We start from the raw sequence: 14,041 nt of genomic DNA on the forward strand, positions 1-14,041 counted from the left end.
GCTGTGGGGTCTAGCCCTTGCGCTTGGAGACTTCCTCGGTGAGCTGCGGGGCGACGTTGAAGAGGTCGCCGACGACGCCGAAGTCGGCGATCTCGAAGATCGGCGCCTCGTTGTCCTTGTTCACCGCGATGATCGTCTTCGAGGTCTGCATGCCCGCGCGGTGCTGGATCGCGCCGGAGATGCCGAGCGCGATGTACAGCTGCGGGGACACCGTCTTGCCGGTCTGCCCGACCTGGAACTGGTGCGGGTAGTAACCGGAGTCGACGGCGGCGCGCGAGGCGCCGACCGCGGCGCCCAGGCTGTCGGCGAGCTTCTCGACGACCTCGAAGCTGTCCGCGCTGCCGACACCGCGACCGCCGGAGACGACGACCGAGGCCTCGGTCAGCTCGGGACGGTCGCCGCCCACGATCTGCTCGCGGCCGGTGACCCTGGTGGACTTCGCGGTGTCCGCGGCGGGCAGCTCGACGGTCTCCTCGACCGCCGCGCCCTCCGACTCGGACGCCTCGACGCCACCGGGGCGGACCGTGATGACCGGGACGCCGGTGGAGACCTTCGACTTGACGACGAACGCGCCACCGAAGATCGACTGCGTGCCGGTGCCGTCCTCGTCGATGTCGACGACGTCGACCAGCAGACCGGAGCCGAGGCGCGCGGCGAGCCTGCCCGCGACCTCCTTGCCCTCGACCGTGGCGGACACCAGGATCGCGGCGGGCGACGCCGTGCCCGCGATCGCGGCGAGCGCGTCGACCTTCGGAGTGACGAGGTAGTTCACCGCGTCGTCCGACTCGACCGCGTAGACCTTCGCGGCGCCGTAACGACCCAGCGACTCCCTCACCTTCGCCGCGGTGCCGGGCGCGGCGACCACCACCGCGGACGGCTCGCCGAGACGGCGCGCGGCGGACAGCAGCTCATAGGTGACCTTCTTGACGTCGCCGTCGACGTGGTCGACGAGGACTAGTACCTCAGACATGTGATTCCCCGCCTTCAGATGAGCTTCTGGCCGACGAGGTACTCGGCGATCTTCGAACCGCCGACACCCTCGTCATCGATGCGCTGACCCGAGCTGCGCGGCGGCTTGGGCGATGCTTCGAGCACACCGGACCACGCGCCGTTCAGACCGACCTCGCCCGCGTCGACACCGAGGTCGGCGACGGTCAGGGTGGACACGGGCTTCTTCTTCGCGGCCATGATGCCCTTGAAGGACGGGTACCGCGGCTCGTTGATCTTCTCGGTGACGCTGACGACCGCGGGCAGGGTCGCCTCCAGGTGCGCGACACCTTCCTCGGTCTCGCGCTCGCCCTTGATGGTGGAACCCTCGACGGTGAGCTTGCGCAGCTGCGTGACCTGCGGCAGACCGAGGTACTCCGCGAGGATCGCCGGAACGGCGCCCATGCGGCCGTCGGTCGCCTCGTTGCCCGCGATGACGAGGTCGAAGCCCTCGACGGTGCCGATCGCCTTCGCGAGCACCTTGGCGGTGGCGAAGACGTCCGAGCCGTGCAGGGAGTCGTCCGAGACGTGCACCGCCTTGTCGGCGCCCATGGAGAGCGCCTTGCGGATCGCGTCCGTGGCGCGCGCGGGACCCATGGCGATCACGGTGACCTCACCGCCGTGGGCTTCCTTGAGCAGCAGCGCCTCTTCGACGGCACGTTCGTTGATCTCGTCGAGCACCGCGTCCGCGGATTCGCGGTCAAGGGTGTGGTCGGCATCGGTGAGCTTGCGCTCGGACCAGGTGTCAGGCACCTGCTTGACCAGGACGACAATGTTCATAGGTCCTCTTCGACCTCCTGCGGACGGGCGGCGACGTGACTAGGCGACTGCTGGGAGCCGCGCTGGCCGCCGGATTAAGCGCGACCCTGCCATGTCCTCGCCGCATTGGCATGGTGGTGTCGACCACCCTCATGTTACCCACCGGTAGCCGTCGTGCAAACGCCTGCAAGCACCAAGCAAGCGTGACGGTACTCACCCTCCTCCGAACTGCGGACTGAATCGGTTAAGAGCCAGACGCCGCACTCGTCTGCACCGGTACGGCTAGGGTCCGATTACATGTACCGGCGCGTCGCGATAGTGACCGACTCCACCGCGTGCCTGCCTTCCGCGCTGACCGACGAGCTCGGCATCACCGTCGCACAGATCCAGGTCCGCATCGGCGACAAGCTGAACGACGAGTCCCGCGTACCGGTCCCCACTCTGGTGAACGCCATGCGCGGCACCCTCTCCGTCACCACCGTGCCCCCAGATCCCGGCGCCTTCTACTGGGCCTACGCCGACGCGGGTGCCGCAGGCGCCGAGGCCGTGGTCTCGATCCATGTCTCCTCAAGGCTTTCCGGCACCGTCGACACCGCCTGCAACGCCGCGAAGCAGGTGCGGATCCCGGTCCACGTCGTCGACACCGGCACCTGCGGCATGAGCCTCGGCTACGCCGTCCTCGCCGCCGCCGACGCCGCAGCCCGCGGCGGCGACGCCAGGAAGGTCATCGGCGCCGCCATGCACAGCTTCCGCAGGGGCACCGAACTCATCTACGTCGACACCCTCGAACACCTCAAACGCGGCGGCCGCATCAGCCCCGCCGTCGCCATGCTCGGCACAGCGGTCTCGATGAAACCCCTCCTCACCATGTCCGAAGGCCAGATCAAGCCGTTGGAGAAGGTCATCGGCACCGACCGCGCACTGCGCCGCATGGTCGACATCGCCGCGAAGAGGGCGGGCGAAGACCGGGTCGACGTAGCCGTCGAACACTTCGCCGCCGAAGACCGCGCCCACGAAGTCCTGCGCCGCCTGCGCAAAAAAGTCCCCGGCGCCCGCAAGTACATGCTGACCCAGGTCAGCTCAGCCATCGGCGCCCACGTAGGCCCCGGCGCAATCGGCGTCAGCATCTCCCCCGTCTAGGTTTGCCCACCAGCTAAAATGGGAACAAACAGGACAAAGCCGATCCACATGGAGGGCTCATGGCCTCGCTGTTCAGCAAGATCGCCGCCTACATCCGCAGCCCCCAGGGCCGCCAGATGACCGAGCGCGCCAAGCAAATGGCCAAGGACCCGCAGAAGCGCGCCCAGGCACAGCAAATGCTCCGCAAGTTCCGCAAGCGCTAACCACCACACAGACCCCCGCCAAGTACCTCGCCAACACGAAGCGAGGTACTTGGCCCCCGAAGCGGAAAACAGCCGGGCACCCAACACCCATCAGCGCAGCCAGCCACCCACATCCAGCGCAAAGCACCCACCACCCCGCTTCGGCGCAGCCGCCCCCTCGCATCCGGCGCGGAGCGCCCGCCGCCCTACCGACGCGCAGCGAGGTGCCCTGGCCGACGCGCAGCGAGGTGCCCTAAACCGGCACAGCCGACGCGGGCGAAGCCAGACCTCCCCCTGCCCCCGATACACAGCGCCCTCCTGCCACGCCCTCGTTTGTCAAGGCATCTTTCCTGCCTTGACAAACGAGGGCGTGGCATTGAGACAATCGCGCGCACGGGAGCCGGGCTTCACAGGTGCTGGAGCGACAACACACCAGAGCCGGCCCTGCCGAGGTTCGAACAACAGGCCGAGCTCCACGAGGTGGAGGGACCACACGCCGGCTGCCGGACTCCTCAAAAAGCGGAAGGACAACGGCCAGGACCAGGCTCCGCCAGAGTGCGAACACCGAACCGGACTCCACAAGGGCAGAAGACCAACACCCCGGACACCAGGCCCCACCAAGGCGCGAAACAACGCGCTACAACCGAGCCCCACCCCAAAGCCACCCCTCAATGACTAGCCCGACGCCGGGCCGCCTCGAACCTCTTCAAATACCTCCGCCGAAACTCCTCATTCCCCCCACCCTGCCGCGGCAAGCTCACCCTCGCGGAAACCCCCACCGCCACCTCCCCAACCTCAAAATCCGGCAACTCCACAGCCTCGAAAACCAACTCCGGCCCCACCACCCCCACCGGCACCGACCCCCTACCCACCGGCACCAGCTCGATCACCTCCGCCAACGGCCCGTCGAAATCCACCCCCACGAACCCCACCACCGGATTCCGATGAATCGGCCGCTCCACAAAATCCTCCGGCGGCCACCTCAACACCTCCACCGGCACTTCCGCAGCAACCAGCCCCACAACCGGCACCACATCCGGGGCGACATCCGAAACGACCCCCTCCTCCCGCCGCAACATCACAGCGGTCACCACGCACCCCGCGGCGAACGACAAAGCGCACATCCCGAACACGAACGCGACCGCACCTGCCATGACCGTCCTCAACTCACCTGGACGTCGACGGCCGGGCCGCCGTCGGAGGGCGGCCCCCACACCGGATCGACGATGACCTTGGTCCTGATGGAGTCCACCGGCACTCCGCGGCTGACCAGGAACTCGCGGACCAGCGCCGCCCGTTCCATCGCGAGGACGTCGCAGCGGTGCGACGCCGTCTCGCCGTTCCACGCGTGCGACACGAGGGTGATCGCCGCGCCGCCGGTGCGGTGCAGCAGTTCACCCACGCCGGACTGGACCTCGTAGCCGGGGCCGACGAAGTCCGAGCTGCCGGGCGCGAACGTGATGCCCTTGACGCCCTTGGCGAGGAACAGCGTGCTCACGTTGCGCTGCACGACATCCGGCGTGGGCGGGGGTGGGGGCAGCAACAAGGGCGGTAGCGGCACGTCGATCACGACCGGCACCGCCTGCGGCTGGGGCACCGGGGCACCAAGCGGCGCGGGCGGCGCCGACGAGAACGGCAGCGCCTCGGTCAGCTCCTCGCCGTACACGGTGAACGCGAGAGCCGTGATGGCACCGGGCACGACGACCGCGGCCAGCGCCAACGGCAGCAGGCGCCGTTTCCCGATCATGAACGCACTCCCCGACCCTAGGCGCGCAAGGCGATCGCGCCGTTCTCGCTGCTGGACACCTGCTCCGGGATGAGCCCCGGCACCCGGTCGGCCGCCGCTTCGAGCGCGGAACGGGCCGCGATGAGCTGCGTGGCCACCGTCCGCCGCAGTTCGACCAGTTCGGCGGAGTGCTGCCGGATCTCCCCGATGCGGCGCTGCGCTTCGCGGCTGGCGACCTTGACGACGAACTCGCTCTTGGACTTGGCGAGCGCCTCCTGCTCGGCGATGCGCTGGTCCGTCTCGGTGCGGCGCCTGGCGAGGTCCTGGTCGAAGGACTCCTGCGCCGCCACCCGGCGTTCCTCGGACTCCGCTTCGAGCCTGTTGCACTGCTCCGCCGTCTCCTCCAGCAGGAGGTCGGCGTCGAACTGGGCCTGCTCCATCGCGGCCGCGCACTCCGCCTTGGCCTCGGCCAGCCTGCGCGAGTGCTCCGCCTCCATCTCGGCGGCGCGGTGCTCCAGCTCCACCTCGCGCTGGTCCAGCTGGGCGGTGCGACGGGCGGCGGCCTCACGGGCGAGCCCGCCCTGCTCCTCCACCTCCGCGCGCGTCCGCGCGACCTCCCGTTCCACCTCCGCGCGCAGCTGCGCGATCTCGCGCTCGGCCTGCTCGCGCTGCTCGGCCAGCTCGACCTCGGTGCGCTGCCGCAGCGACGTGACCTCGCGGTCCGCCCTGATCCGCAGCTCCGCCGACTCGTCCTCGGCCAGCAGCAGCATCCGGTGCAGGCGCTCGGTCGCGCCCGCTGTGGTGGACGGCGACATCTCCAGCCGCTCCACCCGCGACCGCGCGTCCTCGAGGTCCTGCCGGGTCATCTCCAGCAGCTTGCGCAAGTCGGCAGCCTGGGACATCGCCTCAGCGCGGTCGAGGCTGGTGTAGCGCAGCTGGTCGTCCAGGTTGTCGATGTGCTCGATCACCTGACGTCGGTGGAATCCCCGGTACACGACGTCGAAACCCGCGTGCAGCGGAACAACTTCCTGCTCTTTTGCACCCATGGCTGACCACCTACCCCGCCTTGTTGAAGATTGGCCGAGAGTACCGATGGGTCCGACAGCAACCAGCCTGTTCGATTCGGGTTAAAAAGTGCCGAATCGCTCTCATGTACCCGTTCAACAGCGGAAACACCGGTTCAAAAGATCAAAACCCGGTTTTTACGAGTCACCCGATTGTGTCTATTTCGCGGTCGGACACCGGACCACTCCGCCATCAGCGGGCAACAAACAGGGCGGCTATCGCACGAAATGCGGAACACATTCGAGTTAATGCCCAATACGCCCGGTCACGACAGCCCGCCTCGCTACCGACCGGTAACGAGCCACTACCCTGACCGGGTGACGCCAGCCCCCCTGCCCCTCACCGGCGAGCGGACCGTGCCGGGAATCGACGTCGAGAACTACTGGTTCCGCAGGCACGAGGCCGCCTACCTGGACCTGCTCCGGTACTGCGCGGACGCCGTGGTGCTGGAAGCGGGCTGCGGCGAGGGCTACGGCGCCCGGTTGATCGCGGAGCGGGCGGCGCGGGTGATCGCGCTGGACTACGACGCGTTCACGGCCGCGCACGTCGGCGCCGCCTACCCCGAGCTGGCCGTGGTGCGCGGCAACCTCGCGGCGCTGCCGCTGCGCACCGCGAGCGTGGACGTGGTGGCGAACCTCCAGGTGATCGAGCACCTGTGGGACCAGGAGCAGTTCGTCGCGGAGTGCGTGCGGGTGCTGCGGCCCGGCGGCAGGCTGCTGATGACCACGCCGAACCGGCTGACGTTCTCGCCGGGGCTGGACAAGCCGCACAACCCGTTCCACACCAGGGAACTGGCGCCCGACGAGCTGCGCGGGCTGCTCACCGTCGACGGGCTCGAGGTGGAGGTGCTGGCGGGGCTGCGGCACGGGGCGCGACTGCTGGAGCTGGACGCGGCGCTCGGCGGGTCGATCATCGACGCGCAGGTGGACGTCGTGCTGTCCGGCGGCGAGTGGTCGACGGAGCTGCTGACCGCCGTGACCTCGGTGCGCAGCGACGACTTCGCCATCACCCCCGACGACCTGGACACCAGCCTCGACCTCGTCGCGGTGGCGGTCCGGACATGACGTCGGAGGGCACGTTCTGCCTGGTCCTGCACAGCCACCTGCCGTGGCTCGCGCACCAGGGCGGGTGGCCGGTCGGCGAGGAGTGGCTCTACCAGGCGTGGGCGCACTCGTACCTGCCGGTGGTGGACCTGCTGGAGCGGTTCGCCGCCGAGGGCCGCCGCGACGTGCTGACGCTCGGCGTCACGCCGGTGCTGGCCGCGCAGCTCGACGACCCGTACAGCCTGCGCGGGGTACACGACTGGCTGGGCAACTGGCAGCTGCGCGCCCAGTACGCCGGGCGGCGGCTGGCCGGGCTGAGCGCCTACGAGCACCGGCAGTCCGAGCGCGCGCTCTCGACGTTCGAGACCAGGTGGCGGCACGGGTTCTCCCCGGTGCTGCGGCCCCTGGTCGACTCGGGCACCGTCGAACTGCTCGGCGGACCGGCCACGCACCCGTTCCAACCGCTGCTCGACCCGCGGCTGCGCGCGTTCACCCTGCGCACCGGGCTGGCGGACACCGCGCTGCGGCTCGGCTCCGCGCCGGAGGGCATCTGGGCGCCGGAGTGCGGTTACGCGCCCGGCATGGAGAACGGCTACGCGGCAGCGGGCGTGCGGCGGTTCATGGTCGACGGCCCCGCGCTGGGCGGCGACACCTCGGCCGCGCGGACCGTCGGCGACTCGGACGTCGTGTGCTTCGGGCGCGACCTGGAGGTGTCCTACCGGGTGTGGTCGCCCAGCGTCGGCTACCCCGGCGACCCGGCGTACCGCGACTTCCACACCTACGACCACCCCACCGGCCTCAAGCCGTCGCGGGTGACCGGCGTGGAGGTCGCCCCGGAGGACAAGGCGCCGTACGAGCCCGCGTTCGCGGCGGAGGCCGTCCGGCGGCACGCGGTGGACTTCGTCGACGCGGTCGTGCGGCGGCTGCGGGACCTGCGCGAGCAGAAGGGGCGGCCCGGTCTCGTGGTGGCCGCCTACGACACCGAGCTGTACGGGCACTGGTGGCACGAGGGTCCGGCGTGGCTGGAGGCCGTGCTGCGCGCGCTGCCGGAGGCGGGCGTGCACGTGACGACGCTGCGCGGGGCGCTGGAAGCCGGTCACCTCGGCGGTCCGGTGGAGCTGCCCGCGTCGTCGTGGGGGGCGGGCAAGGACTGGGGCACCTGGGCCGGGCCGCAGGTCGCGGACGTCGTGCACGGCAACGCCGAGGTGCAGCGCGAACTGCTGGCGCTGGACTTCCGCGGCACCACCCGCGACCCGGTGCTCGACCAGGCCGTCCGCGAGGCGCTGCTGTCGCTGTCGAGCGACTGGGCGTTCATGGTCACGAAGGACTCGGCGGCCGACTACGCCCGCTACCGGGCGAAGGCGCACGCGGAGCGGTTCCGCGAACTGGTGTCCCGGCGCGGGAACGGGGACCGGGCGGCGGAGTTGCGGCTGGTCGACGGTCCGTTCGGGCACTTGGACGCCAGGGGGTTGGCCTAGGTGGGCGGGATGCGAGGATGCGCCATGCGCGTGCTGATGTTGTCCTGGGAGTACCCACCGGTCGTGGTGGGCGGGCTCGGCAGACACGTGCACGCCGTCGCCACCCAGCTCGCCGCGCAGGGCCACGAGGTCGTGGTGCTGTGCCGCCAGCCGTCGGGCAGCGACGCGGTCACGCACCCCACCAGCGACGTGGTGTCCGAGGGCGTGCGGCTGATCCGGGTCGCCGAGGACCCCGCGCACCTGGTGTTCGAACGCGACCTGGTGGCGTGGACGCTCGCCATGGGCCACGCGATGACCCGCGCGGGCCTGGCGCTGCTGCGCGACTGGAAGCCCGACGTCGTGCACGCGCACGACTGGCTCGTCTCGCACCCCGCCATCGCGCTCGCCGAGGCCGCGGCGGTACCGCTGGTCGCGACCGTGCACGCCACCGAGGCCGGTCGGCACAGCGGCTGGCTGTCGCAGACGCTGAACCAGCAGGTGCACTCGGTGGAGTGGTGGCTGGCCAACAGGGCCGACTCGCTGATCACCTGCTCGGCCGCGATGCGCACCGAGGTCGCGCACCTGTTCGACGTCGACCCGGCCGGGACCACCGTGCTGCACAACGGGATCGAGCCCCGCCGCTGGCGCGTCCGGCCCGGCGACGTGGCCGAGGCTCGGCGGAAGTACAGCCCGGACGGCCACCCGCTGCTGCTGTTCTTCGGGCGGCTGGAGTGGGAGAAGGGCGTGCAGGACCTGCTCGCCGCGCTCCCCCGCGTCCGCCGCGCCCACCGCGGCACCCGGCTCGTCGTCGCGGGCGAGGGCAGCCACGCCACCTGGCTCGTCGAGCAGGCGCGCAAGCACAAGGTGCGGCGCGCGGTGGACTTCGTGGGGCACCTGTCGGACCGGGAGCTGACGGCCGTGCTGGCGGCGGCCGACGCCGTCGTGCTGCCGAGCAAGTACGAGCCGTTCGGGATCGTGGCGCTGGAGGCCGCGGCGGCCGGGACGCCGCTGGTCGCGTCGACCGCGGGTGGGCTCGGCGAGGTCGTCCGCGACGGCGACACGGGACTGTCGTTCACACCGGGCGACGTGGACGGACTCGGCGCGGCCGTCCGCTCGGTGCTGTCGGACCGGCCCGCGGCGGCACGGCGGGCGAAGGCGGCCAAGGCGCGGCTGGCGACGGACTTCGACTGGACGAAGATCGCCGCCGGCACCGTCGAGGTGTACCGGTCGGCGAAGGTGGGCGCCCCGGTGGTGCTCGGGCGGCCGAAGATCGCGACGGGGAACATGTTCGTCTGAGGTGATCAGCGCTTCCGGAACACCGCGAACAGGATCGAGAGGGTGCCGACCGCGGCCCCGGTCACCGCGCTGAGGTAGGCGACCGGCGTGTCGGAGTAAGCCTTCGAGATGAACACGCCCGCGCCCAGGTAGGCGGCGGCCAGGAGGAACCCGCCCGATAACGACAGGACCCGGATGAACTTCGCGACCCGGTCCAACCGCTGGTCCTCGATCTTGTCCAGCATGCTCCGGTACACGCCCGAGTCCGCGACCTTCTGGGCGCGCTCGAGGTACTGCTCGATGTTGATGTTGCCGGAGTGGAGGTCCTGCTCCTCACGGGATCGCAGCGGCGCGAAGTGCACGCCGCGAACTGCGGACTTCTCGGTTTTCACAACTCCATCACTCACCGAGGCTTCCTTCCGTTGGGAGCTGAGCCAGCCCCGCGGCCAGTACTCCGGCTATTAGGATCATAAAGCGCGTGTCAACGTTCCGCAGTGTGCCGGGTTCGGGTGAATCGATGCCGAGCAAACCGAACCGGCGGCCGTTCGCGTTGACCGGCACCGAGATGAGCGAACGGAAATTGCGCTTTTTCGCATCGATGAAATCCGGCGCTTCGTGCAGATCTTCAACCCACAGCGACTCTTCGCCCTGCGCCAACTTGATGACGTAGCGCGCGTAGTCCCCGTCCTCCATCCGGAAGACCAGGCGGGGCAGCGGGTCGTCTTCCCTGCCTTCGAACGCCTGGCGTTCCAGCCGGTCCTCGGACAGCCGGTAGAACACGCTGCGGTAGGTCTCCTTCCGCCCCATGCCGCACTGGGCGCGCGCGGTGGCCACAGCACGGTTGACCAGCGTGTCCAGCGCACGTCGTTTGCTCTCGGCGTCGACCGCGACGGATACCTGGGCGAGCGCGCTGACCAACGGTTGGCTCGCCTCCGCCAGTGTCATCCGCACCTTCTCCCGCGCGGCTTTCCCCTCCAGGGACGCCTTGCGGGAGCGAACCTCCTTGAGGGTGTTCAACAGCGCCATCGAGGCGGTGCAGGCGATCGCCCCCAACCACCAGTAGACCTTGACGGGCGCCACCGTCGCACCGGCGAATGCGGAACTCACGGTGATCATGATCGGCAACGCGACCGGCACACCGAACTGCATTGCCGCACTGAACTTGGTTTTCACGAATTCGCATTACCTTCTACGGCTCGCCCAACCTGCGGAACTTCGCATACCCGTAGACATGGCTGCCCACAAGTACACGAAGGGTGGACGAAAGCTATCCACGCACCCTGTGAGCGAAATACCGCCGAACGGGCTAACAAATATAGATTTCGGACCACCGCTCCGAGAATTGCGGAAAGAATTCGACACCTTTCCGCACTATTGCGGAAAAACACTTCACACTTTCACCTGATCGCGCAAGGCGGTCACTCTTCCGATCGGAGTCACGCTTCGACATCGTCGAGGAGACTCAAGTGTTACGGATTTCTTCGAGTCATCTTCGGTTTTCGAATGAAGATCGCCGCCGGCACCGCCGAGGTGTACCGGTCGGCGAAGGTGGGTGCCCCGGTGGTGCTCGGGCGGCCGAAGATCGCGACGGGGAACATGTTCGTCTGAGGCGGTGGAATTCCGCTTCGGGGGATGCACTTCTGCCGGAAACGTGGTCCGGCCGTGCCCGCGTTGTCCATGATTGCCCGGTGACCAGGTGGGTGTGGGTGGTGGCGGTGGCGTGCGCCGCGCTGCCCGGTCCCCTGCTCGCGGGTCCGCTCGGGCCGTTCTGGGCGGCGGGCGCGGTCGTGCTGCCGGCGGGGGTGGCCGCGCTGGCCGTCCGGGCGGCCGGCTGGCGGTCCGCCGCGCTGGCCGCCGAGTTGGCCGAGGCCCGGCGCACGGCCGCGGCGCGCGCCGACCTGGTGGCGGCGGTGAGCCACGACGTGCGCACGCCGCTGGCGATGGTGAAGGTCGCCGCCGACCTGCTGCTCCAGGGCACACCCGGTGAGGTCAACGAGCGGCAGCGGCGGTTCCTCACGACGATCTCCGACCAGACCGACCAGACCATCGCGATCGCCGAGGACCTGCTGGTGCAGGCGCGGATCGAGGCCGGGATGCCCGTCGCGCGGCCGGCGCGGGTGGACCTGAACCGGGTGGTCGCGGACGCGGTGCGCGGGTTGCGGCCGCTGGCCGAGCAGCGGGACCAGCGGATCACCGTGGACCTGCCGCGGCTGCCGCCCGTGGTCACCGCGGACGAGCGGCTGATCGCCCGCGCGATCGTCAACCTGAGCACCAACGCCATGAGGTTCACCGCGAACGGCGGGATGGTGGTGGTGCGGGTGATCGCCAACGACGACTCCGCGGTCATCAGCGTCACCGACGACGGGGCGGGCATGACGCCGGAGGCGCGGGAGAAGCTGTTCCGGCCGTTCGCCTCCGGGGCGCCGCTGGCCGACGGGACGGGGCTGGGGCTGGTGCTGACCCGGCAGATCGCGCTGCTGCACGGCGGCAGGCTGCTGGTCGACACGACGCCGCGCCGCGGCACCACCATCATGCTGCGGCTACCGCACGGGAGGAACCCATGACCGGTCCGCTGGCCCTGCTCGCCGAGGACGAGCCGCAGATGGCGGACCTCGTCGGGTTCATCCTGGAGTCGGAGGGGCTCCGGGTCCGGATCGTGCACGACGGCCTGCTGGCGCGCGAGGTGTGGGCGGCGGGCGGGGTCGACGTGGCGGTGCTGGACGTCGGGCTGCCCGGTCTGGACGGGCTGTCGCTGTGCCGGGAGATCCGGGCCGCGGGGTCGCTGCCGGTGCTCATGCTGACGGCGCGGTCCGACGACAGCGAGGTCATCGAGGGCCTGGAGGCGGGGGCGGACGACTACGTCGTGAAGCCGTTCAAGCCGCGGGTGCTGGCGCTGCGGGTGAACGCGCTGCTGCGCCGGGCGGTGCCGCGCACGACCGGTCGGCTGCGGGTGGGCGACCTGGTGGTCGACCCGGTCGCGCGGGTCGTCGTGGCGGCGGGCCGGGAGGTGCCGCTGGCCGACCGGGAGTGGCGGCTGCTGACGGCGCTCGCGGCGCGGCCCGGCGAGGTCGTGTCGTGGCGGAAGCTGCTCGCCGAGGTGTGGGACGCCGACGACTGGCTGGGCGGGCGGGAAATGGTGAAGGCCGCGATCTACCGGTTGCGGCAGCGCCTGCACGACGACACCGCGCACCCCCGTTACGTCGAGACGGTCCGCGGGGCCGGGTACCGGCTCAAGGCCTGACGCCCTGGTAATCCCGGCATTACCAACCATCACCTCGCGGTGACGCCACGGGCCGCCCGCCGTCCCTACCGTTCTGATCAGCCCCGACAACGCCGTCCGGGGCGGTGATCTCGACCAGGGGAGAGTCCCATGCGCAAGACGATGGCCGTGCTCGCGGCCTTAGCGCTCACCACGACAGCCTGCTCCCAACGCGCCCCCGAGGCGTCCGGCGGCCGCAAGGAGGTCGTCGTCGCGTGCGGCGCGGCCGAGGACTGGTGCCAGAAGATGACCGCCGGGTTCACCGCGAAGACCGGCATCCCCGCCGACTACGTCCGGCTCTCCAGCGGCGAGGCCGTCGCGCGGTTCGGCGCGTCGAAGGACAACCCCGAGTTCGACGTGTGGCACGGCGGACCGGCCGACGGCTACGAGGCCGCGAAGGACCAGGGGCTGCTCCAGCCCTACACCTCCTCCGCCACCGGCAAGATCCCGGCGGGGTACCGCGACCCGTCCGGCTACTGGACCGGCGTGTACATCGGCGCGCTCGGCTTCTGCTCCAACCGCGACGTGCTCGCCAAGGCCGGGCTGGAGGCGCCGACGTCGTGGAACGACCTGCTGGCGCCGGGGTTCGCGAAGCAGGTCGCCATCGCGCACCCGGCCACGTCGGGCACCGCCTACACCGCGCTGTACACCGTCGTCGGCATCAAGGGCGGTGAGGCGGCCGGGCTCGCTTACTTCCAGGAGCTCGGCAAGTCGGTGCTCCAGTACAGCAAGAGCGGCAGCGCGCCGGGGCAGATGGCCGGGCGCGGCGAGGTCGCGACCGGCGTCGTGTTCTCGCACGACTGCGTGAAGTACCAGGAGGAGGGGTCGACGTCCTTGGTCGTCACCTACCCCAAGGAGGGCACGGGGTACGAGGTCGGCGCGGTCGGGATCCTCGCCCACGCCCGGAACCTCGACGCCGCCAAGGCCTACGTGGACTACGCGGCCAGCGCCGCGGCGCAGGAGATCGGCCCGACGGTGAAGTCCTACCAGCGCCCGACCTCGCCCGACGCGACGCCCGCGCCGCAGGCGTTCGACCCGATCGCGGTGCGGCTCGTCGAGTACGACGTCGCCGCCGCGGGCAAGGCCAAGAAGGGCCTGATCGAGAAGTTCGAGGCCGGCGTCGCCACGGCCCCCGCCAACTAGGACGG

15 protein-coding genes are annotated in these 14,041 nt (G+C 70.3%); 8 read left to right on the forward strand and 7 right to left on the reverse strand.

Annotated features, from left to right (window positions below; all coding sequences use genetic code 11):
* Positions 1 to 10 precede the first annotated feature (10 nt).
* A complete protein-coding gene (locus RM788_RS17580) occupies positions 11 to 970 on the reverse strand; it encodes an electron transfer flavoprotein subunit alpha/FixB family protein (protein ID WP_315932771.1) in 960 nt (319 codons plus the stop codon).
* A gap of 14 nt (positions 971 to 984) precedes the next feature.
* Positions 985 to 1,767: an electron transfer flavoprotein subunit beta/FixA family protein gene (locus RM788_RS17585; RefSeq protein WP_315932772.1), complete on the reverse strand. Its 783-nt coding sequence runs from the start codon at positions 1,765 to 1,767 to the stop codon at positions 985 to 987.
* A gap of 276 nt (positions 1,768 to 2,043) precedes the next feature.
* On the opposite strand from RM788_RS17585, the gene RM788_RS17590 reads away from it, so the two are divergent.
* On the forward strand, positions 2,044 to 2,886 hold the full coding sequence (locus RM788_RS17590; protein WP_315932773.1) for a DegV family protein: 843 nt from the start codon (positions 2,044 to 2,046) through the stop codon (positions 2,884 to 2,886).
* A gap of 59 nt (positions 2,887 to 2,945) precedes the next feature.
* Entirely contained in the window at positions 2,946 to 3,089 is a 144-nt protein-coding gene (locus RM788_RS17595) for a hypothetical protein (RefSeq protein WP_315932774.1), read from the forward strand.
* A 647-nt stretch (positions 3,090 to 3,736) separates the two neighbouring features.
* Here the strand turns inward: RM788_RS17595 and RM788_RS17600 are convergent.
* From RM788_RS17600 to RM788_RS17610, 3 genes are read right to left on the reverse strand one after another with little or no spacing between them, the layout of a single operon-like run.
* Entirely contained in the window at positions 3,737 to 4,222 is a 486-nt protein-coding gene (locus tag RM788_RS17600) for a hypothetical protein (RefSeq protein ID WP_315932775.1), read from the reverse strand.
* Between the two features lie 8 nt (positions 4,223 to 4,230).
* Positions 4,231 to 4,815: an OmpA family protein gene (locus RM788_RS17605; RefSeq protein ID WP_315932776.1), complete on the reverse strand. Its 585-nt coding sequence runs from the start codon at positions 4,813 to 4,815 to the stop codon at positions 4,231 to 4,233.
* A 17-nt stretch (positions 4,816 to 4,832) separates the two neighbouring features.
* Positions 4,833 to 5,840 (reverse strand): coiled-coil domain-containing protein, encoded by a 1,008-nt coding sequence (locus RM788_RS17610; RefSeq protein ID WP_315932777.1) that lies wholly within the window; start codon positions 5,838 to 5,840, stop codon positions 4,833 to 4,835.
* A 336-nt stretch (positions 5,841 to 6,176) separates the two neighbouring features.
* Between RM788_RS17610 and RM788_RS17615 the strand changes: the two genes are divergently transcribed.
* From RM788_RS17615 to RM788_RS17625, 3 genes are read left to right on the forward strand one after another with little or no spacing between them, the layout of a single operon-like run.
* Positions 6,177 to 6,923, forward strand: a complete 747-nt coding sequence (locus RM788_RS17615; protein ID WP_315932778.1) for a class I SAM-dependent methyltransferase — start codon at positions 6,177 to 6,179, stop codon at positions 6,921 to 6,923.
* Positions 6,920 to 8,380, forward strand: coding sequence for a 1,4-alpha-glucan branching protein domain-containing protein (locus RM788_RS17620; RefSeq protein WP_315932779.1), 1,461 nt, complete (start codon positions 6,920 to 6,922; stop codon positions 8,378 to 8,380). The genes RM788_RS17615 and RM788_RS17620 overlap by 4 nt, the downstream gene beginning before the upstream one ends.
* A 24-nt stretch (positions 8,381 to 8,404) precedes the next feature.
* Entirely contained in the window at positions 8,405 to 9,655 is a 1,251-nt protein-coding gene (locus RM788_RS17625; protein ID WP_315932780.1) for a glycosyltransferase family 4 protein, read from the forward strand.
* Between the two features lie 5 nt (positions 9,656 to 9,660).
* On the opposite strand, the gene RM788_RS17630 is transcribed toward RM788_RS17625, so the two are convergent.
* Positions 9,661 to 10,041, reverse strand: a complete 381-nt coding sequence (locus RM788_RS17630; RefSeq protein WP_315932781.1) for a hypothetical protein — start codon at positions 10,039 to 10,041, stop codon at positions 9,661 to 9,663.
* Positions 10,034 to 10,807, reverse strand: coding sequence for a GAF domain-containing protein (locus RM788_RS17635; protein WP_315932782.1), 774 nt, complete (start codon positions 10,805 to 10,807; stop codon positions 10,034 to 10,036). Before RM788_RS17635 ends, RM788_RS17630 begins: the two co-directional genes overlap by 8 nt.
* A gap of 515 nt (positions 10,808 to 11,322) precedes the next feature.
* On the opposite strand from RM788_RS17635, the gene RM788_RS17640 reads away from it, so the two are divergent.
* From RM788_RS17640 to RM788_RS17650, 3 genes are all read left to right on the forward strand, one after another.
* The gene (locus RM788_RS17640) at positions 11,323 to 12,198 is read left to right on the forward strand and encodes a sensor histidine kinase (protein ID WP_315932783.1); all 876 of its coding nucleotides are present in this window, start codon (positions 11,323 to 11,325) and stop codon (positions 12,196 to 12,198) included.
* A complete protein-coding gene (locus tag RM788_RS17645) occupies positions 12,195 to 12,875 on the forward strand; it encodes a response regulator (RefSeq protein ID WP_315932784.1) in 681 nt (226 codons plus the stop codon). The genes RM788_RS17640 and RM788_RS17645 overlap by 4 nt, the downstream gene beginning before the upstream one ends.
* Positions 12,876 to 13,004: 129 nt before the next feature.
* On the forward strand, positions 13,005 to 14,036 hold the full coding sequence (locus RM788_RS17650; RefSeq protein ID WP_315932785.1) for an ABC transporter substrate-binding protein: 1,032 nt from the start codon (positions 13,005 to 13,007) through the stop codon (positions 14,034 to 14,036).
* The last annotated feature ends 5 nt before the right edge of the window (positions 14,037 to 14,041 follow it).

It is taken from the genome of Umezawaea sp. Da 62-37 (assembly GCF_032460545.1).
GTDB lineage: Bacteria > Actinomycetota > Actinomycetes > Mycobacteriales > Pseudonocardiaceae > Umezawaea.